Annotated in this window: 22 protein-coding genes and 1 other annotated feature; of the genes, 13 read left to right on the forward strand and 9 right to left on the reverse strand. The window is 48.4% G+C overall.

Features of this window, described 5'->3' with window-relative positions; translation table 11 throughout:
• Positions 1–54: 54 nt before the first annotated feature.
• Positions 55–258, forward strand: a binding site (T-box leader).
• 59 nt (positions 259–317) lie between these two features.
• The gene (locus tag P403_RS0113970; protein WP_029333228.1) at positions 318–1,967 is read left to right on the forward strand and encodes an aromatic amino acid hydroxylase; all 1,650 of its coding nucleotides are present in this window, start codon (positions 318–320) and stop codon (positions 1,965–1,967) included.
• An 83-nt stretch (positions 1,968–2,050) separates the two neighbouring features.
• Entirely contained in the window at positions 2,051–2,563 is a 513-nt protein-coding gene (locus P403_RS0113975) for a pyrophosphohydrolase domain-containing protein (protein ID WP_029333230.1), read from the forward strand.
• Between the two features lie 439 nt (positions 2,564–3,002).
• Here the strand turns inward: P403_RS0113975 and P403_RS0113980 are convergent, their stop codons facing one another.
• The 3 genes from P403_RS0113980 to P403_RS0113990 form a co-directional block, all read right to left on the reverse strand.
• The gene (locus tag P403_RS0113980) at positions 3,003–3,287 is read right to left on the reverse strand and encodes an MGMT family protein (protein WP_029333234.1); all 285 of its coding nucleotides are present in this window, start codon (positions 3,285–3,287) and stop codon (positions 3,003–3,005) included.
• Positions 3,284–4,255: a cation diffusion facilitator family transporter gene (locus P403_RS0113985; protein WP_029333236.1), complete on the reverse strand. Its 972-nt coding sequence runs from the start codon at positions 4,253–4,255 to the stop codon at positions 3,284–3,286. The genes P403_RS0113980 and P403_RS0113985 overlap by 4 nt, the downstream gene beginning before the upstream one ends.
• Positions 4,256–4,369: 114 nt before the next feature.
• A complete protein-coding gene (locus P403_RS0113990; RefSeq protein WP_029333239.1) occupies positions 4,370–4,846 on the reverse strand; it encodes a pyridoxamine 5'-phosphate oxidase family protein in 477 nt (158 codons plus the stop codon).
• A gap of 169 nt (positions 4,847–5,015) precedes the next feature.
• Between P403_RS0113990 and P403_RS0113995 the strand changes: the two genes are divergently transcribed.
• Entirely contained in the window at positions 5,016–6,026 is a 1,011-nt protein-coding gene (locus P403_RS0113995; protein ID WP_029333241.1) for an LLM class flavin-dependent oxidoreductase, read from the forward strand.
• Between the two features lie 19 nt (positions 6,027–6,045).
• Here the strand turns inward: P403_RS0113995 and P403_RS0114000 are convergent, their stop codons facing one another.
• Positions 6,046–7,317 carry an MFS transporter gene (locus P403_RS0114000; protein ID WP_029333243.1) on the reverse strand — a complete coding sequence of 424 codons (1,272 nt, stop codon included), beginning with the start codon at positions 7,315–7,317 and terminating at the stop codon, positions 6,046–6,048.
• A 121-nt stretch (positions 7,318–7,438) separates the two neighbouring features.
• Between P403_RS0114000 and P403_RS0114005 the strand changes: the two genes are divergently transcribed.
• Positions 7,439–8,626 (forward strand): helix-turn-helix domain-containing protein, encoded by a 1,188-nt coding sequence (locus tag P403_RS0114005; protein WP_029333245.1) that lies wholly within the window; start codon positions 7,439–7,441, stop codon positions 8,624–8,626.
• A 202-nt stretch (positions 8,627–8,828) separates the two neighbouring features.
• Here the strand turns inward: P403_RS0114005 and P403_RS0114010 are convergent, their stop codons facing one another.
• Complete coding sequence (locus P403_RS0114010; protein ID WP_029333246.1) at positions 8,829–10,268, reverse strand: C40 family peptidase; 1,440 nt, start codon at positions 10,266–10,268, stop codon at positions 8,829–8,831.
• A 202-nt stretch (positions 10,269–10,470) separates the two neighbouring features.
• Here P403_RS0114010 and P403_RS0114015 point away from each other — a divergent pair, with 202 nt between their 5' ends.
• Positions 10,471–12,183 (forward strand): ABC transporter ATP-binding protein, encoded by a 1,713-nt coding sequence (locus P403_RS0114015; RefSeq protein ID WP_029333248.1) that lies wholly within the window; start codon positions 10,471–10,473, stop codon positions 12,181–12,183.
• A 152-nt stretch (positions 12,184–12,335) separates the two neighbouring features.
• A complete protein-coding gene (locus P403_RS0114020) occupies positions 12,336–13,196 on the forward strand; it encodes a DUF4003 family protein (RefSeq protein ID WP_029333250.1) in 861 nt (286 codons plus the stop codon).
• A gap of 470 nt (positions 13,197–13,666) precedes the next feature.
• Here P403_RS0114020 and P403_RS0114025 read toward each other — a convergent pair whose 3' ends face one another.
• Both P403_RS0114025 and P403_RS0114030 read right to left on the reverse strand, forming a co-directional pair.
• Entirely contained in the window at positions 13,667–14,914 is a 1,248-nt protein-coding gene (locus tag P403_RS0114025) for a lysine N(6)-hydroxylase/L-ornithine N(5)-oxygenase family protein (RefSeq protein WP_029333251.1), read from the reverse strand.
• A gap of 77 nt (positions 14,915–14,991) precedes the next feature.
• Positions 14,992–16,215 carry a S1C family serine protease gene (locus P403_RS0114030; protein ID WP_235195225.1) on the reverse strand — a complete coding sequence of 408 codons (1,224 nt, stop codon included), beginning with the start codon at positions 16,213–16,215 and terminating at the stop codon, positions 14,992–14,994.
• Positions 16,216–16,317: 102 nt separating this feature from the next.
• Here P403_RS0114030 and P403_RS0114035 point away from each other — a divergent pair, with 102 nt between their 5' ends.
• Positions 16,318–16,674: a DoxX family protein gene (locus P403_RS0114035; protein WP_029333257.1), complete on the forward strand. Its 357-nt coding sequence runs from the start codon at positions 16,318–16,320 to the stop codon at positions 16,672–16,674.
• 43 nt (positions 16,675–16,717) lie between these two features.
• Here P403_RS0114035 and P403_RS0114040 read toward each other — a convergent pair whose 3' ends face one another.
• Positions 16,718–17,482 carry an SGNH/GDSL hydrolase family protein gene (locus P403_RS0114040; RefSeq protein ID WP_029333259.1) on the reverse strand — a complete coding sequence of 255 codons (765 nt, stop codon included), beginning with the start codon at positions 17,480–17,482 and terminating at the stop codon, positions 16,718–16,720.
• Positions 17,483–17,608: 126 nt separating this feature from the next.
• On the opposite strand from P403_RS0114040, the gene P403_RS0114045 reads away from it, so the two are divergent.
• The 4 genes from P403_RS0114045 (at position 17,609) to hfq (ending at position 21,217) form a co-directional block, all read left to right on the forward strand.
• Positions 17,609–18,529, forward strand: a complete 921-nt coding sequence (locus tag P403_RS0114045) for an ABC transporter ATP-binding protein (RefSeq protein ID WP_029333260.1) — start codon at positions 17,609–17,611, stop codon at positions 18,527–18,529.
• The gene (locus P403_RS0114050; protein ID WP_034801277.1) at positions 18,522–19,520 is read left to right on the forward strand and encodes an ABC transporter permease; all 999 of its coding nucleotides are present in this window, start codon (positions 18,522–18,524) and stop codon (positions 19,518–19,520) included. The genes P403_RS0114045 and P403_RS0114050 overlap by 8 nt, the downstream gene beginning before the upstream one ends.
• Positions 19,521–19,995: 475 nt before the next feature.
• Positions 19,996–20,946, forward strand: a complete 951-nt coding sequence (miaA, locus tag P403_RS0114060; RefSeq protein ID WP_029333263.1) for a tRNA (adenosine(37)-N6)-dimethylallyltransferase MiaA — start codon at positions 19,996–19,998, stop codon at positions 20,944–20,946.
• 22 nt (positions 20,947–20,968) lie between these two features.
• Positions 20,969–21,217 (forward strand): RNA chaperone Hfq, encoded by a 249-nt coding sequence (hfq, locus tag P403_RS0114065; RefSeq protein ID WP_029333264.1) that lies wholly within the window; start codon positions 20,969–20,971, stop codon positions 21,215–21,217.
• Positions 21,218–21,373: 156 nt separating this feature from the next.
• On the opposite strand, the gene P403_RS0114070 is transcribed toward hfq, so the two are convergent.
• The gene (locus tag P403_RS0114070; RefSeq protein WP_029333266.1) at positions 21,374–22,348 is read right to left on the reverse strand and encodes a tyrosine-type recombinase/integrase; all 975 of its coding nucleotides are present in this window, start codon (positions 22,346–22,348) and stop codon (positions 21,374–21,376) included.
• 134 nt (positions 22,349–22,482) lie between these two features.
• Here P403_RS0114070 and hflX point away from each other — a divergent pair, with 134 nt between their 5' ends.
• Together hflX and P403_RS0114080 are read left to right on the forward strand one after the other, a co-directional pair.
• Positions 22,483–23,724 (forward strand): GTPase HflX, encoded by a 1,242-nt coding sequence (hflX, locus tag P403_RS0114075; protein ID WP_029333268.1) that lies wholly within the window; start codon positions 22,483–22,485, stop codon positions 23,722–23,724.
• Positions 23,725–23,726: 2 nt separating this feature from the next.
• Positions 23,727–25,004, forward strand: coding sequence for a methionine gamma-lyase family protein (locus P403_RS0114080; protein WP_029333270.1), 1,278 nt, complete (start codon positions 23,727–23,729; stop codon positions 25,002–25,004).
• Positions 25,005–25,058 lie beyond the last annotated feature (54 nt).

Here is a 25,058-nt window from a genome sequence, read left to right on the forward strand (position 1 = left end):
CCTTCTTAACAGAACTTTAGTTGCTAAAAGCATAACAGCATAACAGAACGAAAGATGTAGACGAGGACGAAACCGAAGTAGAAACAATCTCCCTGTTTCAGAGAGCACGTGGCGCTGCGAACGTGTACACAGATTGAATCGAATTACAGTTTCTGAGTCTCTTGCGAAGCAAGCGGAGAAAACCGTTATCCCGTAATGAAGTGATTCGTGCTAAGCATGGATTATCAGGGTGGTACCGCGGCTTTCGTCGTCCCTGTCGGACTTGATGTCCGGCAGGGACTTTTTGTTGTTTAATTTAATCCAAGGGGGAACTTCATATGTCTACACCAATCATTCCAAGTCACTTACAACCACACGTCGCACCACAGCATTACGAAGATTACACGCCAACGGATCATGCGGTATGGCGCTACGTCATGCGCTTGAATTTAAATACATTGCAACATACGGCACACCCGGCGTACCTCGAAGGGCTCGCTGCTTCAGGAATCAGTCCGGAACGTATTCCTGATGTCCGCGAGATGACGGCGAACCTCAGTCGCGGTGGTTGGGGAACGGTCGCCGTTGACGGTTTGATTCCAGGGGTCGCTTTCTTCGACTTCCAAGGGCACGGTCTCCTGCCGATCGCAACCGACATTCGAAAGGTCGATAACATTCTTTACACACCAGCACCGGACATTCTGCACGAAGCGGCAGGACACGCACCGATTTTGATGAATCCGACGTACGCTGAATTTGTCCGCCGCTTCGGTGAAATCGGAGCACATGCCTTCAATCATAAAGCAGAACATGATGTCTTTAAGGCGCTGAAAAAATTAACGATTGTCAAAGAAAGTCCATTTTCAACACCGGAAGACATCGAGCAAGCTGAAATCGGACTCGCGGAAACACGTACCCATGTCACAGGGATTTCGGAAGCCAATGAAATTTCACGGCTCTTTTGGTGGACGGTCGAGTTTGGTTTAATCGGCGACCTCGATGACCCGCAAATTTACGGGGCAGGCCTTCTGTCCTCAGTCGGGGAAAGCCGGCACTGCTTGACGGATGCCGTCAAGAAACATCCGTTTTCACTCGCGAAGGCGCTCGCAACAAAACATGACGTCACGAGCATGCAAAAAGAATTGTTCGTCTGTGAATCATTTGAACAATTGCGTGATGCATTAGAAGAGTTTGCGCAGACGATGTCATACGTCCGTGGCGGGCGTCACGGCCTCATCAAGGCGGTCGAGTCAGGTAATCTGTCGACGCTTATCTTTACGTCCGGTCTCTCGCTCGTCGGTGTTCCAGCAGCACAAGAAACATTCGAAACACTTGATCTCGTTCGATTTACTGGACCGACGGCACTTGCAGCGAATGGCGAAGTGCTAGAAGGTCAATCCCAGACGGAGCATCCGAACGGCTTTACGCTCTTACACGGGGAAGAATTGAATGCGGTTCTCGAGCAAGTCGAAGTCGGCGAGCGACTTGACTGGGTTGAAGGGACGTTACAATTGACGGGGCATGTCGCAGCAATCGAGCAAGTGAACGGCAAACGTGCCATCGCCGTCCTGAAAGACGTTCGATTGACGAAAAATGGTGTGACGGAGTTATTCGACCAACTGGATCTCGTGATCGGTGCGATTACGTCAACTTTCCCGGGAACAGAAGTCGAAGCCTTAAAACCGATTCCGGAAACCGTTGAATTTGAACGGATCGAACGTCCATTGACGGCAGCTGATCCGATTTTCGAAGCTGTTCGTGCGATTCGTGAAGGTCAGGCGAGTCAGTCGCGTCTGTCACAGCTGATTGATCAGACACTTGTCCAGTTACCGGATGCCTGGTTACTCCGGCTTGAACTGCTTGAACTGGCAGATGAAGTCGACCAACCGCGTCTCCTCGACGACCTCGAGCGCCTGAAGCAGACGTCACCGGAACGCGACGAGTTGATCACGCGTGGCATCAAGATGCTTGATCTCGTTCGTGCATGAAGTGGACGTTCGAGAAATCTGTCCAAACCTGTTAAAATGAATACGGTTCGTGGATGAAACGTAAACATAGGGGAGTGGACAGTGTGAAACAACCAAATTATTTTCAAGACGTCAAACAGTTCCATCAAACATTTAATCACCCGGGAGCGGAACGACCAACCCCGCTCGAACTCGAGCGTGGCATCAAACGGGCAACCTGGACGACAGAAGAAGCAGCAGTCGAGTTTCTGCATCAATCGTCACGGGATGAAGCCGAATTTTTAGCAGCAATCGATTCCCTCAAAGCAGGGATTGACCGGGCTGTTGAAAAATCATTAAAAGAAGTCTATCCGACGACGTCCATCGAACGTCTCGTTGGTCAAGGTGATGCCTTGACGGACGCCCTTTACTTCATCATGGGTAGCTTTGTCGAAGCAGGACTCGAACCGGGACCTCTCTTTGAAATCGTCCAACGCGCGAACATGGCGAAACTCGGGCCAGACGGTCAACCGATCTTCCGAGAATCCGATCAAAAAGTCATGAAACCGGACGGTTGGTTGCCACCGGAACCGCAACTCGAGGCCGAAGTGTTACGGCAGATGGATGAAAAAGCTTAAGGATGGAATACGATCGAACAAAAAGAACCACTTCCGCTTAGTCAGGGAAGTGGTTCTTTCAGCGTATAGACAAACTATAAGGAAGCGTAAGCATGCGGTATCGAGATGCAAACCGTTCGCGCGTCCCTGTCTCGCCTCGTCTTCAAAGCGACAATCTTCCGCGCCGCTACAGCAAAGCTGCAGGGTCGCGAACGATTGCTTTTCGCTTCAAAAGCGATTCGAGACGGATTGCGCCCTAAACCGTCTGCATGACTAGCTTTCCGTCATAGTGTTACCTAAAAAGCGTCACGTTTCGTTGACTCCTGCGGGGAAAGCAACGAAAAAAGACGCTCTATCTCCCGATAGTACTTTGTCTACAGTTTAAAAGAACCACTTCCGCTTAATTAGGGAAGTGGTTCTTTTTTTGAAAGTGAGTACATATTCGTTCTCTACAATCAGCTTACATTTGATAATCCGGCAGCACGAGCTTGCCGTCCGATTGAAAAATGATGCCTTCCGCTTCTAATGCAAGTTGCTGTTCTATCCCTTGTGAAATCTCGCCTTTGGCGTTGACGACGCGATGCCATGGTAAACGTTCCGCCTGACTCATACTATGCAGAATCCGGACGACTTGGCGAGCCGCCCGGGGATTTCCAGCAAGACGCGCGATTTGACCATATGTCGCGACACGTCCTGCGGGAATCGCACGAATGAGCGCTACGACGTCCTGCGTGAAGGGGGTCATCGGTCTTCGTTTGTCGAGACGATGTATTGCTGGACTTGATCGTCCTCATCAAAACCGATCGTGACATCCGTGATGTCTTGTTGGATGCGAAGCTGCAGTTCGAGTCGGTCTTTAATGTCGTCCGCTTGCGCTACGGTCATCGCCGGATCGATTTCAATCTCGACTTCGACGTGGAAGTGGTCACCTTCTTTGATGACTTCAAGTTTACTGATATCACGGACGTCAGGATCTTGCATGATTAAACCACCGAGCCGTGCCGCCATCGTTTCATCGGCTTCACCGAGTGCTCCGGCAGCGTTTTGCAAGAAAACGTTACCGACGACATAAAACATCATCAGACCGATGAGGACAGAGGCGATGCCTTCCGCTTGATGATAAGGCGTCACATGTGAAATGACGACGGCGATCATCGCGACGATGCCACCAGCCGTCGCGACTAAATCTTCTAAGAAGACAAGTCGTGTCGCAGGCTTCGCTTGTTTTAATGATCGAAAACTTTCGAGAATGAGACGTGGTCCTTTTGCTGTCAGTTTGGCATCGTGGGCAATTTCTTTCATCGCCTTAAAGAAGACAGCACTTTCAAGGAGGACACCGGCAAATAAGACAGATAGGGTGATCCAGAAGCCCGTTGACTCCGATGGGTCGATAATGTGTCCAATTCCTTCATGAATCGTTTCGTAAGCCATGATGCCGACGAATAAAATTGCGCCGAGCAGAACGAGGTTGACGAGTCGACCGAAGCCATTCGGAAAGCGTTTTGTCGGTGCTTTTTTACTGAGCGCTGAACCGATGAAGACGAAGAACTGGTTCGCGGCGTCGCCAAGTGAGTGCATCATTTCGGCGAACATCGCAACGTTTCCGGTTAAGGTGTAGGCAATGGTCTTGATGATGGCAATGATGGAGTTGACGATTCCGGCTGTTAATGCCGAACGATTTCCTCGTCGTAATAATGTAATGAATTCTCCCATGAGTGTGCTCCTTTTGTTAACAAACTATAGTAATAGTAGTAGTCTACACTAAATCGATAGGAGAGACTACAAAAAACCGCTCCGCACGAGGCGGAACGGCTGGATATCGAGCTATTACGTCAAATCAACGGTTTTGTTGATTTCACTCGAGTCATCATTTCCTGTGACTTTCTTCAGGACTTGTTTGACAGACTTAGTCGTGTTTCCCGTTTCCCAGTACTCGGCAGCTTCCGTATCAATCTTGATTAAAACGACTTTCGGATCTTCATAGCTTGTCCCGAGATACGCTTCGTACCGTGGACTCCATAGTTCTTTTTTGCGGGCGACATCTTCGACGATTTCTGCTTTCCCGCGAATCGAGACGTATGATTTGTCGACATAGGCGACGTTGACACTCGGATTTTTTAAGATTTCATTGTATTTCCCTGTTTCTTTTGAAGTGAGGAACCAGAGATCGCCATCGAACTCGATATCCTGTGTTTGCATCGGACGCGAGACAAGACCTTCATCTGACACTGTCGTCAGCATCGCCGTTTCGATTTTATCGACTAATTTTTTGACCGTTTCGACTGCTTCTTGATTCGTTGACATGTACAACACCCCATCTGTTCAATTTTTTTTACTGCTCACTTTAAGAATGTTCCCTGAATTTAAAATTGAAAACGTCATCAACGAATCAAGAAGCAGTTTTATTGCATTCCGTCGTTTCTGAGGCGTACAGTCTAAGTATGAATTTCAGTTTAAAGGAGCGTTTTACACGATGAAATTAAGTATATTGGATCAATCACCTGTCTCAAAAGGACAAAGCCCGTCAGAAGCATTACAAGAAACCGTCGATCTTGCGAAAACAGCAGATGAGCTCGGTTACACACGTCTTTGGGTATCGGAACACCACTTCGCGAAGACACTTGCCGGGTCGAGCCCGGAAGTCTTAATTGCCTACATGGCAGCTGTGACGAAACAAATCCGTCTTGGTTCAGGTGGCGTCATGTTACCTCATTACAGTCCTTACAAAGTTGCGGAGAACTTCCGTGTCTTAGAAGGGCTTGCCCCGAACCGGATTGACCTTGGGCTTGGCCGGGCACCGGGCGGCATGCCACTTGCGACACGTGCCTTACAAGAAGGTTCGTCGCCACGATTCGGAGGTGCCGACTACGGCGAGCAGCTTGACGATCTCGTTGATTACCTTAAAGACGGAGCACCGGCCGATCACCGTTTCGCAGGACTTGTCGCGACACCGGAAGTCGATACGACACCGGAAGCGTGGTTGCTCGGATCAAGTGGCGGGAGTGCGTTAAATGCAGCACAACGCGGATTCGGTTTCGCCTTCGCTCACTTCATCAACGGACAAGGCGGACAAGACGTGATGGATTATTACCGTCATAATTTCATGGCGACAACGTTTAATGAAACACCACAGACACTCGTCTCGATTTTCGTGACGTGTGCCGAAACGACGGAAGAAGCAGAACGGTTAGCATCAAGTCTCGACCTGTCACTGCTCTTACTCGAAAAAGGGGTTTCGTCAACCGGCACACCGACTCCGGAAGAAGCCGCAGCATACCAGTATTCGTTCCAAGATCAATTCCGGATTGCCGAAAACCGGAAACGGATGATTGTCGGAAATCCCGAAGACGTTGCCCGTCAATTGCAGGAACTCGCCGATTCATATGGAACGGACGAAGTGATGATTGCTTCGATGATTGCCGACAAAGAAGCGAAACAACAATCGCTCCGTCTCATCATGGACGCGGTCAAAGCAACGGTTTAAGTTAATCAAAACGTTCATCTCAGCTTACTGAGGTGGACGTTTTTTCAGGTTCAGCGATCTGATTCTTCGTAAGGCGTTCTGCCCGGATGTCATGGCGTAAATGGAAAAATCCAATCCCGACCGTCACGAGTAAACCGGACGAACTGATTCCGAGGATCAGATTGAGCGAGACGTAATCACTTAACAAGCCGAATAACAATATCCCGATTGGCGTAATCCCCATTGCGAGCGATTCTAGGACACCGATGACACGTCCTAAGTAAGCCGGATCGGTTTGCCGCTGGACGAGCAGTTGAATCGGAATGTTTGACCGGAGGATGATGAACCCGACCGTAAAGGAGAAGAGGAGAAAATAAGCAAATGTCCAGCTCGACGGAACGATTCCGAGTAACGGTAACAGCGGTGAAAGAAATAACACCCCGACTAAAGCAACTGACTGGAACAACGTCATCAATGGATGTTTGATCGTGAAGCGAGGGAGCGCAAGAAGCAGTGAACTGAGCAAGAGACCGAGACCTAAAGCGGCTTCAATCGTTCCGAACTGAAATGGTGTAACGTTAAGACGATCGAGCAAAATGATGGGATAGATGACTTCTAAGGCGATGAAAAAGAAATTCAAGACAAGTGCCATCAAGATGAGCGTCGTCAATACACGTTGCTTAAATAAATAACGATAACCTGACTGAAAATCTGCCCACATCGATGGCGGGCTTTCTTCATGAACGGCGGGGATGACGCGAAACGTCAGCCGCATGTTCCACAGCGCAGCGAGAGAAAACAAGCTAAGCGGCAAAAGCGTGAAAAGATGGATCGGTGCAAAGGCTAAGAGGAAACCGGCTAGCATCGGAGCGACAATCGACGAAAGGGAACTGATACTTGAAATGAGGGAATTACCACGTTGCAGTTCCGTATCGTCGAGCAAGCGGGGTAAGGAACTCATCAAGGTGACGGAAAGAAAGGTCGAAAGAGCCGTTAAAAGAGCACTGACGATCATATAATGAATCGTATGGACCGGAAAAAAGGTGGCATACCCGGCAAATCCGGCGAGTATGAAGGCACTTGTCGCCTCGGTCGTGACGATGATTTTTTTGCGGTTCCAGCGGTCGGACAGTACGCCGGCAACGGGCGATAACAGAATCCGCGGCAGTGTTCCGGCAAGTAAGACGAGTGCGAATTGCAGCCCGGATGACGTTTCCCGTAATACGGTCAAACCCGCGACGAACGTAAAGAGACTTGTTGCGAACAACGAACAAAACTTACCAAACAGGAGCCGTTGTAAATTTTTCGACATCATGATTCCTCCTTTTTGTTCAATTAAATTGAACTTTCCTTTATACTAGAAGAACAGGAGAAGTTTGTAAATATAAAAGTTAAATTAAATTGAACTTTATGAATGAATTGAGGTTAAAGCGATGCTTGGACAACGGATTAAAGGTTTACGAAAAGCAAAAAAAATGACGCAGTCGGATGTCGCAGACGGCATCATGACGAAATCGATGCTCAGTATGATTGAAAATGGTAAAGCGACGCCGTCTTTACCGGCATTACAAGCAGTCGCCCGGCGCCTGCATGTTTCAATCGACGAGTTGTTGATTGACCCCCGTGCCATTGAAATGAAGCAGGTGATTGAAAAAATCAATGCGCCGACAGGTGACTACTATGGGGAAGAACAGATCGCCGACATGCTTGCACCCTATTTAGAACCGGCGATTGATTCTTACTGGCAAGGTCGCATCTATGAGATGTATGGAAACGCATTACGTTTTTCGAACACGGAACAGGGCTTACATTATTTCGATTTAGCGGAGGAAATTTACAAGCGGCTTGAATTACGGGATGAACAGATCAGTGTGCAAATCTCGAAAGTCTATTTCTTATTTTTCCTGCGCCGTTACGAAGAGGCGTACCGGAAGGTGGATGCGATGATGATTCATCAGGACGTCCCACTTGCACCTGAAACGTTTCTTGACTATCAAATGTTACAGGCTCTCCGCGTCAGTGTGAACGAAGACAACTGGAGTCAGTCGATTGATTTTTTACGGGAAGGCATCCGTTATATGCGGGAAAAAGGCGTCTACAGTGACGTCAGTAACTATCACCGGTTGCTGGCGTTGTTCTTAAGTCTAGACGGAGACTTTGAGGCGGCCGACCATGAACTGGAATTACTGGAACATTTCTTTTTGTTCACGGAAGCAACAGCGTTCGAACGGATTCTTGTCGAGTTGACGAAAGGGACGATTGCGGTGCACCGAGAGGACTATGAAGGCGTCCAGTATGCGCGGGAAAGACTCGTTGAAGTCAATATTGAAGCGTGTATTCATTACATCGGATACTTCGAAGTCTATCTGTGTTTATGGAAGGACTCAAAAGAGACACTCCCGTTTGGCCTGCAAAGCGGTGTCACTAACATTTGGCGCGGTGCACATTTATGGCAAGTTGGCGGTGAATACGATCACGCGATGATGTTATATGCGCTCGCATTAGCGATGCGCGCCGGAGTCGGAATGGACCGTCGGGCAGAAGTGGAAGAAATGACGAAACAACTGTCACCGGGACGATTCAAACAAGAAATCGAGCAGATCTTAGCGGAATTGTCGTAAAAAAAACAGGGCGGGAAGACCCGGCAGGAAGCGAGGATTGTGCTTCCTTTTCCTACAGAAGTCGAGGATGAACATCTCGTACATCTATATCAGAGTCAAAAAAGACCCGACTTCCTGTCGACTAAGGGCAGGAAATCGGGTTTTGTGTCTCGCCTGAGGTAAGCGCGAAAGAATACTTGTTTTTTGAGTCAACCTTGTTGCATCAGAGGGCTTTAAAGCCCAGTAATTTTTGAGTCCAGTACTTTTCCGACAGGCGACTGATGCCGAGTGACGGTGTATTGGCATGGATGAATTGGTCATTGTTCAACATGATTCCGATGTGGGTCGGACCTGCGGCATACGTATTCTCGAAGAAGATGATATCTCCCCGGACCGGCTGACGTAATTTCGACAGCTTTTGACCGAGGTACAGGTCGTTGTTCCAGTAGCCATTGACGTTCGTCCGCCCGACTTTGTAACCGGCCGTATTCAACGTGTAGTTGATGAAACCCGAGCAATCGAATCCGCCGTTGATTGGGCTACTCGACCCCCAAACGTACGGTGTCCCGAGATACTGTTGACCGATTGAAATCGCCCGTTCCATGACACCGGAAGCAGGGACAGTCAAGACAGGAGGCGGTGTTACAGGCGGAGTCGTTGCAACAGTCCCGGTCGTGATATAGCTTTTCGCGACATAATAGTAACCTGTCCCAATTTTAATTTGGTACCAACCGGCTGTTGAACCGGTCGTTTCACCCATCACTTGGACGGTCGAACCGTGGGCAACTTGGGTGAAGACTTGTGAGGAAGTCGTCGGTGCCGTCCGGACGTTCAACCCTGACGGTGCATTGACGGTATAGGTTTTGGCTTGATCGACCGGAATGATTGAGACGCCATTCGTCGCAGGCGGTGTTTCTTTTGCTGTTGCAGCAACATAACTCGTGGCGACGTAGAGGACTTTTCCGTCGAGCTTGATTTGATACCAGGCGTCGACCGTACCCGTCACCGTCAAGAGCGTTTTATTCGGAATCGTTTTGTAGATTTGTGCCGACGCCGATGCTGCTAAGCGGGCATTCAATCCGCCACTTGCATTGACCGTATATTGTTTGGTCGCATCAACGGCTTTAACGGCTGTTGCGACAGGTGTCGTCACTGGTGGTTTCGATGTCGTTTTGACGGTTGATTTTTTCGCAGTGATGAGACTGGCATGAACGTATGCCGTCTTTTTCTTGTAGACGATTTGATACCAAGAACCGGTTTTCTTTTTGACGGACACGGCTGCATTTTTAGTAAGTTGTCCGACTTTTTTAGAAGCCGTATTCGCTTTCTCACGAACATTGACACCAGCTGTATTCGTTATGTAGGTCGTTGTCGTCGTCGTTTTAGCTGTCGTCGTCGTTTTTGCAGCAGTAGCTGCTTTCACATAACTTGAAGTAATGAATGCTTTTTTCGATTGATACCGAATTTCGTACCAAGAACCTGACTTTTTAACAGCGGTTACCGTTGTACCTTTTTTTAAGGTTGTGATGATAGGTGCGGAAGTAGTGGCAGCAGTTCGGATGTTGACATTTTCGGTTAACGTTAACTTTGTGGAGGCGGCTTCGACCGCGGTCGCTGAACTGACCAACGCGAGCGTCGTCAAAGCGAGAAGTGTCTTTTTCAAGTTGCGTAACTCCCTTCCAAAATGGTTCGAATAGAATCGTTGTTACCATTTTGTCATATGAGATGTTAATTCCCCTGTTTTTAAAATATATTTTTTATGAAAAAACTTACTTTGATTTTCAAAAATAATGATCTGTGTTTTGAGGCGCGATTAATCTAGAGTCTTCTTGTACACTAGAATTAGCTAGGAGGGGAATTTACAAATGTTAAAACGATTTTATCAATACTACATACCGCATAAACGCTTGTTTTGGCTCGATTTTTCGTCCGCCTTATTCGTTGGTATACTCGAGCTCGCGTTTCCGCTTGCCGTCCAGTGGTTCATCGATTCTTTGTTGCCAGAAGGCGAGCTGAACTGGATCATCTTAGTCAGTGTCGGTTTACTGTTGCTTTATGTCATCAGTACGATGATGCAGTTCGTCGTCAACTACTTCGGGCATAAGCTCGGTATCAATATCGAGACCGACATGCGGCGCCAATTATTCGGACACGTTCAAAAACAGTCGTTCCGCTTTTTTGATAACACGAAAACAGGGCACATCATGAGCCGGATCACAAATGACTTATTCGATATCGGGGAACTGGCCCACCACGGACCGGAAGATGCCTTCATTGCCGTGATGACGTTACTTGGTGCCTTCTCGATCATGCTGACGATTAATGCGCCGCTCGCGCTCGTTACCGTCATTGCTGTTCCGTTCCTGATTTGGTTGATTAGTTATGCCAACGTCCGGATGAATCGTTCGTGGGACAAGATGTACGGCAATATCGCCGAAGTCAACTCACGTGTCGAAGATAGCGTCTCAGGCATTCGTGTCGTCCAGTCGTTCACGAACGAAGCCCACGAAGTTGCACGGTTCGAGCAAGACAATGCAACGTTCCGTCAATCAAAGATCAATGCCTATAAAGTCATGAGTACGAGTCTGTCCGGTATTTACTTGACGACACGCTTGATGACGCTCGCCGTTCTTGTCTATGGTGCTTATTTAAGTTATAACGAACGACTCAGTTACGGCGAACTTGTCGGATTCATTCTTTACATGAACATCTTGCTGAAGCCAATTGATAAAATCACGGCACTCCTCGAACTTTATCCGAAAGGGATGGCAGGTTTTAAGCGATTCGCTGAAATGATTGATCAGGATGATGAGCTGAAGGATGCGCCAGACGCAATCACGGTCGATCGTCTGCATGGTGCGATTGAGTTCGATGATGTTAGTTTCGGCTACGAAGCCGATCGATTGATTTTAAAAAACATCAATCTGTCCGTTGAACCCGGTCAGACAATTGCCTTCGTCGGAACGTCGGGTGCCGGGAAAACGACGATTTGTTCGTTAATCCCTCGCTTTTACGATGTTTTAGAAGGGGCGATTACGATTGACGGCATCGATGTCCGGCAGATGACAAAAGCTTCGCTCCGCCAACAAATCGGGATTGTTCAGCAAGACGTCTTTCTCTTTTCGGGGACGATCGCTGAGAACATTGCTTACGGAGATTTAACGGCGAATCGGACGGATGTCATCGCAGCTGCCGAGCGCGCCCATCTCGGACAGATGATTGCTGATTTACCAGAGGGGTATGACACACAGATTGGGGAGCGGGGCTTGAAGTTATCCGGGGGACAAAAACAACGTCTGGCGATTGCCCGGATGTTCTTGAAGAATCCGCCGCTATTGATTCTAGATGAAGCGACATCTGCTCTTGATACAGAGACGGAAGCGATCATTCAAGAATCGCTCGCGGAACTCTCGAAAAATCGGACGACATTGATCATTGCCCATCGTCTCGGGACGATTCGAAATGCAGACCGGATTCTCGTCGTTACGAAAGAGGGCATCATTGAAGACGGTACACATGACGAATTGATTAAAAATGGTGGTTATTTCTCCCGATTACTTGAAAAGCAACGGGTCTGACATGCCTTTGAAAACCGGGTACCGGCTGTCTTTTCATTTGAAAGACGAGGTGAACCCGGTTTTTTCTTTTGAGGAACTTCGATGCGTATAGTCAGATTCGGGAATGATTTGTCAGGAAAAGGGGAAAACAGAACCGAAGGGAGGGCGCTTTGATGTATGGATTATTTTGTGAAAACTACAATCAGACCTATGCCATTCTCCGCGAGGAAACGTCCCACGATTTCCGCCGCTTTTTTGCCTTATCGTATACGATTCAAGACGTCGTGTTCGACCGAGCGGCCTACGATCGCTTAGCGCATGCCATTAAACGAAAGACAACACGCTTTTCAGCACTGCAAAGTCGCTATACGCCACTGCTGATTTCGCAACTTCAACTTTATAGCGACCGACCGGAACAGTTAGTCGAGCAAGTGATTGAAGCTGAAAAGCACATTAAACGACGCTTCATCAAAGACAAAGCCGTCCGCCCGTTTTTTGCCCTTGGAGAGCTCTTGAATCGACAGCGTGGTACGGACGCTTTGCCGGTCGTCGAACACTTTCGAGCAGAACGTCCGGGGTTGAATGTGACGAAACAATACGTCGTTACGGCAGCATTGATGGATCAAAAACAATTGCTCCCATCCTTCATCGAAGATGTCAAGACGAGTGAAGAATGGCTCAGTAGATGGATGGGACCGTCAAGCGAACGATTGATTGCCGCTCAAATCCTTGCTGCGTCAAACAATCAAGTAGAACAAAAACAACGGATTGAAAATTGGGTGGACATGCTTGAAAAGCGAGAAGTTCGCATGTTTGAACGTCTCTTCCCGCTACTCGCCCTTGTGCGTTCGACTGATCGTGTCGACTTGATATATGTGACACGGGTCGTCGATCGGGAACGGTCGCGGAATCGGTTTTCCGAAGAAGTCAACTGGTTGCTTGCGTTTCATCTATTACTGGCTAAAGCGGGGCATAGTCGGTTGCAATCAACCTTACTTGTACTCGAAACGCTTGAATTGACGAAAAAACGCTAAAAAGTAGCTCGCCAAATACATGGCGAGCTACTTTCAGACTGTAGACAAAGTGCTATCAGGAGAAAAAGTGTCTTTATTCGTTGCTTTCCTCGGGCGAGGCGCAAGCCGTTGCTCCTTGGTCCTATCGGACAATGAGCAGGGTATTGCCTGCCTCTGCAAGTGCGTTAAAAACGCACTTTTTCCCGTAGGAGTCAACGAAACATGACGCTTTTTAGGTAAGATCGTGACGGAAAGCCGGGCATGGAGACGTTTTAGAGCGCAATCCGTCTCGAATCGCTTTTAAAGCGAAAAGCAATCGGTCGCGACCCTGCAGCTTTGCTGTAGCGGCGCGGAAGGTTGCCGCTTTGAAGACGAGGCGAGACAGGGAAGCGCGAACGGATTTCATCTCGATACCGTATGTTTACGCTTTTTAATAGTTTGTCTACACGCTAAAAAGTAGCTCGCCAAATACATGGCGAGCTACTTTTTTGTCAGTCGAACGTCGTAAACGTTGCATGCTGTTCGACAGGATACAACTCTTTCCCGGCGACATCATTTAAAATCAATTGATTTCGCGAGACCGACATTCCAAGATTGTCGGCGGCAGGACCGTGCGAAAGCTCTAAGTTCGTCGTCGCGTACAACTGATGATTTGTTGCGATGGAACGAACGATCCGGTAATTCGCATCGACTTTCCAAGCCTGTTCACCTTCGAATTCGATGTTCAATCGGTCAATGAAGCGCGGTAATGCCGGGACAAAACCGGTTGCTGCGACGACGGCATCCGTGTTCGATGTCCGGACTTGGTTGAGTTCCGTATGACGCATCTCGATTGCAAATGACGTATCGTGTGTAATTTGTTCGACCTCAAGATTTGCGCGAATCTGGACGCGGTCTTTTTGATCCGTCGTCAAATCATAGAGGTGTTCGTAAATGGCCTGTAAGGTTTCCGGACTGATCCCGTTTTGCGACCGCTTGAATTTCGAGACGGCCTCTTGCCGGGTTTCAAGTGGTAATTGATTAAAATACGTGACATAACTTGGCGAAAAGATTTCTTCACCGAGTTTTCCGGTCTCAAGTGTTTCAAAAATCGTCGAACGTGAAATCCACTCGAGTTCGAGGTCCGGCGAGCGGTCGCTCGTCAATAGGTCGAGGAAAATTTCTGCTGCACTTTGACCCGATCCGACGATGGAAATTTTATTTTCCGACAGGAGCTGTTCTTTCTCCATGACATATTGTGTGTTGTGAATGACGTTTGAATCAAACGTATCGGGAATTGAAGGTTTAGACCCTGTTCCGATGACGACGTTACGTGTTTCATATGTCTTCCGTTCACCCGTCTTGACGTCTTCGACAAGCACCTCATAACTATCACCCGTGTCCTGAACATCGATGACGCGGGTCGAAAAACATAAGTCATCGAGTTGAGTTGCGACCCATTTCAAATACGAATTGTATTCTTGGCGCGAAATCAACAATTTTTCATAAAAATAGAACGTATGCAATCGATTGATGGAACGCAAGTAGTTTAAATAAGTAAAAGAAGACGTCGGATCAGCAAGTGTGACTAAGTCAGAGATGAAACTCGTTTGCATCATCGAGTCTTTAATCATCATCCCGGGATGCCACGAAAATTGTTCGCTTTCATCAAAAAAAAGTGTCCGTAATGGTGTCGGATGAGCGAGTGCGCTCAACCCTAAATTCATCGGTCCAATCCCGATGCCAATCAAATCATACATAAAGAGAGCCCCCCAAAGATATTGTTCTAAAACAATACCCGATATGGGAGGCAATTGAAACGTCTTGATGTGGAAGATTATAACTGATCGGTTGTCGTCGTCGTCGTCTTAACGGTCGATGTTTTACCATCGCGGATAATCGTCAACGTGATGTCACCGTCCGATTTAATCAGTGCCGTCTTGATGTCGACAAAACTCTCAATCGCCGATCCGTTAATTTTCGTGATGACGTCACCTGTTTTTAGCTTCGCGGAGGCAGCCGGACTGTTCGGTTCAACTGACATGATGACGACACCGGTTTTTTGGGATTCAGGCAACTTGACTTGATCAAGCAAATAACCGGCCGGGAAGGCGGAAACGTCCTGCAAGGCGACACCAAGTGTCGGATGTTTGACTTCACCGGTCGTTTCAAGCTGTTTTAAGATGGGCAGCGCATCGTCGATCGGGATACTGAAACCAACGCCTTCGACACCCGTTTCAGCAATCTTCATCGAGTTGATTCCGACGAGCTGACCTTGTTCGTTGATTAAGGCACCACCAGAGTTACCGGGATTGATGGCTGCATCGGTCTGAATGACGGTCGTATTGAAGTCATCTTGCCCATCGCTGTTCGTGTCGACAGGGACCGTCCGGTCGTTGGAACTGACGATTCCACGTGTGACGGAGTTTTGGAATTCACCGAGCGGGTTTCCGATGGCAAGAACGGTTTGACCGGCTTTTAAGTCAGCTGATTTTCCGACCGTGATGACAGCGGGAACGTCTTTTGCGTCGACCTCGAGGACGGCAAGATCGTATGTCGCGTCGCTACCGAGTAATTTCGCGCTCAATGTGTTACCGTCGTTTAATGTCACTTCGAGTTTCGAGGCACCGTCGACGACGTGGTGGTTCGTTATGATGTAGGCCTTTCCGTCTGCTTTTTTATAGATGACACCGGAACCGGAGCCGCTCGCCGCTTCTTCTTGCGTCATGCTGTTACCGGTTTGGTAGTTCGTGACGGTCACGACCGATTTTTGTGCAGAGGCGACGGCGTTCGTCACAGGGTCATTTGATGTCGTTGAAACTTGTTTCGGCATGCCGTTTGAAAGAGGCGTGTCCGCGACTTGTTGTTCTTGATCCATCAAAAGTGGAAACGCGATTGTTGCCGTCAAAACGGCACCGATGATGCCTCCTGTCAGTCCGGGTAAAAGTTGTTTTGTTTTTCCTGCCATATCGACCATTCCTTCCGTATCAATTTCTATTTTTACTGTATCAGATAACCAAACTGAAAATGAAATTGCGGACGTTTTTCCAAAATGACTCATCATTCCCCACAATTGTGCGACAGTTTCTTAAAGTTGAGCGAAAAGGGTTCGTCCGTTACACTGAGTTTGGTTCTTACTTATATCAACGGGGAGATGGAAGTCATGAAGTATGTGTTACGTTTGTTGTACGGTGGAGGATTATTATTTGCTGGGGTCGGTCATTTTCGAAACGAAAAAGGATTTGTCAGCATCATGCCGTCCTTTATTCCGTTTAAGCGGTTTTTCGTTCAAGTGACGGGTATCATCGAAGTACTATACGGTTTGATGTTGTTGACAGGTAAAGGTGTCGACATCGTCCGCAAGACACTACCTGGTTTTTTGTATGCCGTGTTGCCGGCGAATGTCAACATGGCCGTCAATCCGCAACCGATCAACGGTAAAAAATTGCCAGCCTGGGCGTTATGGACACGTTTGCCGCTACAATGGGTCTTAATCGCCTTAGCCAAACGTCTGAAATGAAATGAAGCCGCCGAGTCGATGTGATTCGGCGGCTTTCTTTAGATTAAAAACGTTTATTGACAGCGAGCAGGGAAGCTTTCGCAATTTGTTCGTACGTTGAATCATTCGGGTGGAACTGATCACTTGAGAGATCGCGTTTGACATCACGGACTAGGTTGAACGTATCGATGACTTCAATATCATATTCGAGTCCGAGTTGACGCGACTCGGCATTCCAATTTTGGACGATTGCGTCAAATGCCTCACCATTTTCACTGGCACGGAAAGGATTATACAGTCCGACGTAGAAGATGACGGCATCGGGATTTTCATCTCGGAGAATTTTAAAGGTCTTCTCCAAGTTGGTTTGAGCTGATTTAATCGTATCAGCAGTCTTTTTTGCATCAAAGTTTGCGACACCTTCACCACGGTTGAACAAATCATTCCCGCCAATCGTCACCGAAATGACTTTTGCCTGGCTAAGGGAGCGGAGGACTTCTTTTTGTTCAAGTTGCTTCAGTAAATCTTCCGTCCGGGCTCCGCTGACGGCGAGATTTTGGAAACGTTCGACGGTGTTGTCTTTTTTAAGTTCTTGACCGACGATTGCTGCATAACTGTTTCCGTTCGAAGCACCGACGCCGCGTGTCAACGAGTCACCTAAAGCGACGTAAGTCCCGCCTTTTGCAACGGGTTCTTCTTTCGTTGGTGTCAAGACCGCCCGTTTTGGTGGATTAACGACGTCGTTATAGGCGCTTGCAAATCCGTACCCGAAAAGTGCGGTCAAGATGAGCGAAACGCTTAAAAATAAAGGCCAAGCATATCGTTTCATGAATCGTTCCTCCTTTTACTGTTACGATGATTGTAGCAAAACTTTAGGAAATGTGCGGTTTTGAAGTGCTTAAACAAGTCAAATCATTCATTATTCCGCTAGAATAGACCATAAGAGGTGAGAAACGTGAATCCAACTGTAAAATTAGAATCGGTCACGAAGGTGATCGGAAAGAAAACAATTATTGATAACATTTCGTTTGAAATCTTCCCTGGAGAAGTCTTCGGATTTCTTGGACCGAATGGTGCCGGGAAAACAACGACGATCCGGATGCTCGTCGGATTGATTAAGCCGACGTCGGGTAAAATCACGGTCTGTGATTTTGATGTCCGCAAACAATTTGTCCAAGCGATGGAACGAATTGGTTCGATCGTCGAAAACCCAGAGCTTTACAAATACTTGAGTGGGCGCGAAAACTTGCGTGTCTTCGCCCGGATGTTACCGAATGTCGATGAAGCTCGGATTCAAGAAGTCATTGACTTAGTCGACTTGACGGCGCGGGTCGACGATCAAGTCCGGACGTATTCCCTCGGGATGCGTCAGCGCCTTGGGATCGCCCAAGCCTTGCTCGGTCGTCCAAGTGTTTTGATACTCGATGAACCAACAAACGGACTCGATCCGATGGGGATTCGTGATTTACGTCAATTCATCCGGAAACTCGTTGATGAGACAGGATTATCGGTTTTAGTCTCGAGCCACATCCTGGCTGAGATTGAGATGCTCGCTGACCGGGTCGCCATCATGAGTTACGGCAAAATCGTTCAAGTCGGGACGGTCAAGGAGCTCGTCGAGTCGCTTGCGCCAGGTGTCGACTGGCGGGTCGATGATGCCTTTAAAGCGAATGAAATTTTATCTGCGTCTGAAGACGTCCAAGTCTCTGAAGTCGTTGATGCGAATACCGTCCATACATTGATGGATTCAAGTAAGACACCGGCACTCAACAAACAGCTGTTTGAAGCCGGCGTCGAAGTCTGGACGATTGAACGAAAAGTCCAGACGCTCGAAGATCTCTTCATCACACTGACAGGGGGAGATCATATTGCGTAATCCGAACATGCTTGGTCTCGTCCGCAACGAAGTGACGAAAATTGCTTCGAAAAAACGTTTTGCCGTCGTCGCAATCATTTTAGTCGTTCTTGTCTCGATGTTTACGTATGCGCAGTATCGTGACATTCAAGAACAAATTAAGAAACAAGGAACGCTCGATTGGCGTGTCGAACTGCAACAAGATATCGTCGATACACAGAATCGACTGGCTTCGAGCAGTATTCAAGACGAGTTCCGCCAGTTTTTAGAATTTGATTTAAAACAGAATCAATACTATCTCGACAATGATATCAATCCGAACTACCCGGGTGCACCGACGTTCATCCGGATTTTCTTCTCGCAAGGATTAACGTTAATCTTGCCGCTCTTCATCATCGTCATCATGGCGGACATCGTCAGCGGGGAGCAAAACGACGGGACGATCAAGACGCTCTTGTCGCGGCCGGTCCGGCGCTGGAAAATCTTGATGGCGAAATGGATCACGGTCTTACTCTATACCTCGATGCTGATGGCATTGACCGCGTTCGTCTGTTACGCGATTTCCGGCATCGTCCTCGGGTATGACGGCTGGACCGCCCCGATTTTGACCGGGTTCCAAGCTTCGCCGAGCGGGACGTTCTCGACCGAGTTCGTGCATACGATTCCGATGTGGGAATACCTCTTGATGGCAATCGGTCTCGCCTGGATCGTCACAGCCGTCGTCGGAACGATTGCGTTGATGGTCTCTGTCCTCGTCAAGAATACGGCGACCGGGATTGGCATCATGATGGCAGTCTTGATTTCCGGAACATTGTTGACGACACTCGGTTCGAGCTGGACAAGTTCGAAATACCTCGTTAACGTCAACTTTGGACTAATCAATTATCTGGATGGTCAAGCACCACCGATTGAAGGCATGACGTTGCCGTTCTCGCTTGCCGTCCTTGGCTGTTGGACAGTCGCGACACTTGGGATCGCTTTCTGGAACTTTACGCAAAAAGATATGTATTAATCAAAAAAACCCCCTGTCCCGAATTCGGAACAGGGGGTTTTCGCAACGAGCAAGCCCGTCACTTGGAATCGAGAGGCAGTGCCTCTAACAGAAAGCCGATGCAGGTCAACTTCCGCGCTACGTACCAATCGTATCTTAATCATAGCGATTCCATTAATTGGTGTCAAACCTGCTCGAATGGGTTTACAGAAGCTTTAATTTGTAAAAAGGTAGATAACAGGTAAAAGAGGAGGGGCTAGGATGGCGGATTGGGGAATTATGTTGACGGGGTTAGTGATTTGCGGCTGGTGTGTATTCAGCGCGATTTATGACGACTTCATTCGTCGTGTTTAATCGTGTGAATCGTAACAAGTAGGGTACATGTCCTTTTTCTTCAGGATAGGTGCTCTTTTTTTGTCTCAAAACGGCTACGGCAGAACCATGAATTATGGTACACTGACATCAAAAATGATCAGTGTAGGAATGGTGATGTAAAGTGAAACAACCAGTCATCGTCATCGTCGGTCCGACTGCGGTCGGAAAAACGAAGACAGGTATAGAATTAGCGAAGCGCTTGAACGGTGAAATCATCTCCGGTGACTCCGTCCAGGTCTATCAAGGAATGGACATCGGTTCAGCGAAAGTGACAGAAGAAGAAATGGACGGTGTAGCGCATCATATGCTCGATCTTGTCAATCCGGATAATGAGATGAGTGTTGCTCGTTTTCAGACGCTAGCACGTCAGGCGATTGCGGACATTGCAAATCGAGGGAAAATACCGATCATCGTCGGCGGGACCGGGTTATACATCCGGGCGATTTTGTATGACTATCAATTTACAGCACAAGCGGAAAATAAAGAGTTGCGGCAGGAGCTGGAACAGTTTGCAGCGGAGCAAGGCGCAGATGCACTCCATGCCCGCTTGCGTCAACTCGATCCGAATCGGGCAGAGGAAATTCATCCGAACAATGTACAACGGGTCGTCCGGGCGATTGAAGTCGCCGAGAGTGGACAGACACAAACGTCCGGTAGTGAACCGAGCTTATATGAGAGCTTGCTGTTTGTCTTACATATGGACGACCGGGATCGCTTATATGACCGAATCAATGAGCGGGTCGATTTGATGGTGGGGCAGGGACTCGTCGAGGAAGTCCGGCGGCTTGTTGACGCCGGCTTCGCCGATACAAAAGCGATGCAAGCGATTGGTTACAAGGAAATCGTCCCTGTTTTAAGTGGTGCACCACTTGAACCGGCGGTCGAACAGTTGAAACGTAACACGCGACGCTTCGCAAAACGGCAATTAACGTGGTTCCGTCATCAATTTGATGGCGTTTGGGTAGAAATGGGAACGATTTCATTTGAACAAAACTTCAAAATTATCTATGATAGAACAGTAGGGTTTCTGAAAGCGGTTAACTCGGACTGGCCTGAAGACAGAAACAGATAAAATAGAGGGGGCACGGGGTCTTATGAAAGCGACATACAACATTCAAGACTATTTTTTAAATCAATTACGAAAAGATGCGGTTCCAACAACCGTCTTCTTAATCAGTGGGTATCAATTACGGGGATTAATCAAATCATTTGATAACTTCACGGTCATCTTAGAATCAGAAGGAAAACAACAACTGATTTATAAGCATGCCATCTCGACGTTCGCGCCGGCACGTAACGTGACGTTGTACGAACAAGAGGAAACGGAAGAAGTATCGCGTTAAACAAGACGACCGCGGGGGCCGTCTTGTACGAATTGCAATCCATTTAGATGAAAGGTCGCTGCGAAGTGACTTTTCATCTTTTTTTGTGGAGGATGACGAATGATACAGGAAAAAGTTGCTGGCGTCTTGTACCGACTCGCCTTCACAGCGCATTCATCATAATAACTCTTTTAACTCGTCGAAGGCTTCCGCGTATCGTCTTAACGAGACGTCTTTATAGAGACATGTCTTCGTCAGGCGGTCGTCTGTCGTCATCTCGTCGAAATACGTCTTTAGGATAAAGCTGTTGCGGAGCATCGACGGCGTGATCAACCGTTTATTATCCGACCGTTCATTGAGTTGCCGCATCATTTTCGTGATCATGACGATCGAAAGCTGTTTCGGCGCATTTTTACTGTAGAGCCAGCGGAACGTCATCCGGGCGAAGTCGAAGGCGACGAAAAACGGGTCCGTTGTATGATACCGTGGACGGACAGGTTCCGGAACGGTCTTCAAGTAACGAAGCATGACGTCCTGATCCTCGCGCTCGATTTGTAGTTTATACGTGTTCCCGAGCCGGTCGTGGACGAGCATCTCTTGCTGGGCAAAATTGAGGTCTTGCATCTTCAGTCCGATGATGTGGTGAACACGTAATCCGTACCGGTAGAACAATCGTAAAATCAATTCGTTGCGGTCGATCAAGTAGGGACGGGCGACGAGCTGGTGATCGGTCAAACCGCGGTCGGACTGATTCGTCCGGATCAACTGGTCATATTCTTCCTGTGAAGCGACATGGTGTGGACCGAGCTCATGGGTCGGTTGGGCATATTCAATCAGTTTTGCTTTTGATTGTCGGATTTGATAGTTCAGTTGATTGATGACGGTGACGATTCGGGCGACCGTCGCTTGTTTATAAAGTTTTTCCTCAATCAAGTATTCGTTGATGAATGTCTTCCAGGAATCGAGCGGAATCGCTTTAAAATCATCAATCGTCTCGAACGGTTGGTCGACTTCCGTCATGTAGCGGTGGACCTCGATTAAATCATAGCGGTACCGCCGGACGGTTGAGTCTTGTCGCCCGCTGACCGTCAAATAGAGGAGATACCGTTCGATGAACTCGGGCAACGTATAATCCAGTCGTTCGCGTGCCATGTTCCGCCTCCTTCAAACTTGTTATTCTTATCATAAACCGAACGAATGTTTCCTGTCCAAAAAAGTTCAGACGTGTAGCGGCGTGTGGTATGATTAGGGACGCAGAATGTCTTTATCTTGAAAGGAATGATTTTATGTCAGAACGCGTTATTGTCGTCGGTTGTCAGCTCCCCGATGTGCCAGACCATATTTATGCAGAATCGGTCGCGGAGCTTGAAGCACTCGTCACGACTGCGCACGGAGTCGTCGTTGGACGACTCGATCAAAAACGGCAAGCAGTCGATCGGCGTACGTTTATCGGAAAAGGGAAGGTCGAGGAACTGGTCGCGCTAGCGGAAGAACTCGAACCGGATTTAATTATTTTTAATGCAGAAGTTACTCCCGGTCAGATGAAGAACATCCGGATTGCACTTGAAGACCCGGAATCAATTAAATTGATTGACCGGACACAGTTGATTCTCGATATCTTTGCCGGACGTGCCCAGTCACGGGAAGGGAAACTGCAAGTCGAGCTCGCGCAAATGAGTTATTTGTTACCGCGTCTCAGTGGACAAGGAACGCAACTGTCACGTCTTGGTGGTGGGATCGGGACACGTGGTCCGGGTGAATCGAAACTTGAGACGGACCGTCGCCATATCCGTCGCCGTGTCGATGAAATCAAGAAACAGCTTGAGACATCGGTCGCGCACCGGGCCCGTTACCGGGAGCGTCGTAAAGAAAATCAGACGTTCCAAATCGCACTCGTCGGGTACACGAATGCCGGGAAGTCGACGATCTTCAATCGCTTGACGCACGCCGACACGTATGAAAAAAATGAATTGTTCGCGACGCTTGATCCATTGACACGTCAGTTCGATTTACCGGAAGGCGGACAAATCCTGTTGACGGATACGGTTGGATTCATCCAAGACCTTCCGACGAAATTGATTGCTGCCTTCCGTTCGACGCTGGAAGAGGTCCTCGAAGCCGATTTAATCATCCATGTCGTCGATGCCTCGAGTGAACACTATCTCAACCAAATGCAGACAACGAACGATGTCCTCGATGAGCTCGGAGCGGGTGAAATTCCGCAACTCGAAGTCTTCAATAAAAAAGACCAGTTGACAGACTTGTTCACCGGAGGAAAATTGCTGATCTCAGCACTCGATCCGACTGATATCGAACGGTTAACGCTCGAAATCGAAAAGTCGATTAGTGAGATTTTGGAATATCTCGAAATCCGGATTCCGGTCGAGGCGTTTGCTCACTATAACCCGGCAAAAGAAGTCATGATGAATTTAAAAGAACAATATGAAGAGGATGGATCGGTCACGCTTAAAGGGTACTTGCGTAAAGACACGCGTCTCTACTCGACATTGAAACAATACGAGGTGTAAGCATGTTTACAGAGTTAACGCATTATGAAACGATTCGCCCCTTCGTCGAGACGGCGGAGACGCGAATCGCTCCCGGTATCAAACGGACGCAAGAGATCGCGGAATACAATCAGTTCCGCGTCTTGAACGCGTTCCGGAAACACAAAGTCAGCGATTTCCACTTCATGCCGTCGACGGGTTACGGCTATAACGATGAAGGGCGCGATACGCTCGAACGGATTTATGCCGACGTCTTTGGTGCAGAAGCCGGACTTTGTCGCGCCCAAATCATCAGTGGGACCCATGCGATTGGAATCGCCTTGTTCGGGTTACTCTTGCCGGGCGACGAATTGCTGTATATCACAGGCAAACCGTACGACACGCTCGAAGAAATCGTTGGCATCCGGGGTGACGGGCGGGGCTCGTTAAAAGAACTCGGTGTCACCTATGACGTCGTCGAGATGAAACAGGCGGAGACGATTGATATCGATGCCGTTCTTGGCCGGATCACAAACAAGACGAAAGTCATCGGGATTCAGCGGTCGAAAGGCTACGCGACACGGCGCAGTCTTCCGGTCGAAGAGATCGGTCAGGCGATTGCGGCGATTAAAGCCGCGCATCCGGACGTCATCGTCTTTGTCGACAACTGTTACGGTGAATTCGTCGAGACGATGGAACCGACCCATGTCGGGGCTGATTTGATGGCAGGCTCACTGATTAAAAATCCGGGTGGGGGTCTCGCGAAAACAGGCGGTTACCTCGTCGGGCGGACGGACTTGATCGAACGGGCATCGTTCCGGATGACGACTCCCGGAATTGGTGCAGAAGCGGGCCCGTCGCTCTACTCGCTCCAAGACATGTATCAAGGGTTCTATATGGCGCCGCACACGGTCAGCCAGGCGTTGATGGGGGCGATGTTTACGTCGAGCATGATGGAGCAGTTCGGATTCGACACGGCACCGCATTACGCAGCAGAGCGGACGGATTTGATTCAATCGGTCTCTTTCCATGCCCCGGAACCGATGATTGCTTTTTGTCAGGCGATTCAAGCGGCGTCGCCGGTCAATGCTCATGCCTTACCGATTCCGGACTATATGCCGGGATATGCGGATGATGTCATCATGGCAGCAGGGACGTTCATCCAAGGGTCGTCGATCGAATTGTCGGCCGACGGACCGATTCGTGCGCCCTATACGGCTTACGTCCAAGGCGGGTTGACATTTAGTCACGTCAAAATCGCCATCATTTCTGCCGTCGACCATTTGATGGAAAAACAATTGATTCCGCAAACGCGGGTTTAAAATAATTACAAACTGTGAAAAGACCTTTGATGACAGGTTGTCTGACTTGTAGGA

Source organism: Exiguobacterium oxidotolerans JCM 12280 (genome assembly GCF_000702625.1).
GTDB lineage: Bacteria > Bacillota > Bacilli > Exiguobacteriales > Exiguobacteriaceae > Exiguobacterium_A > Exiguobacterium_A oxidotolerans.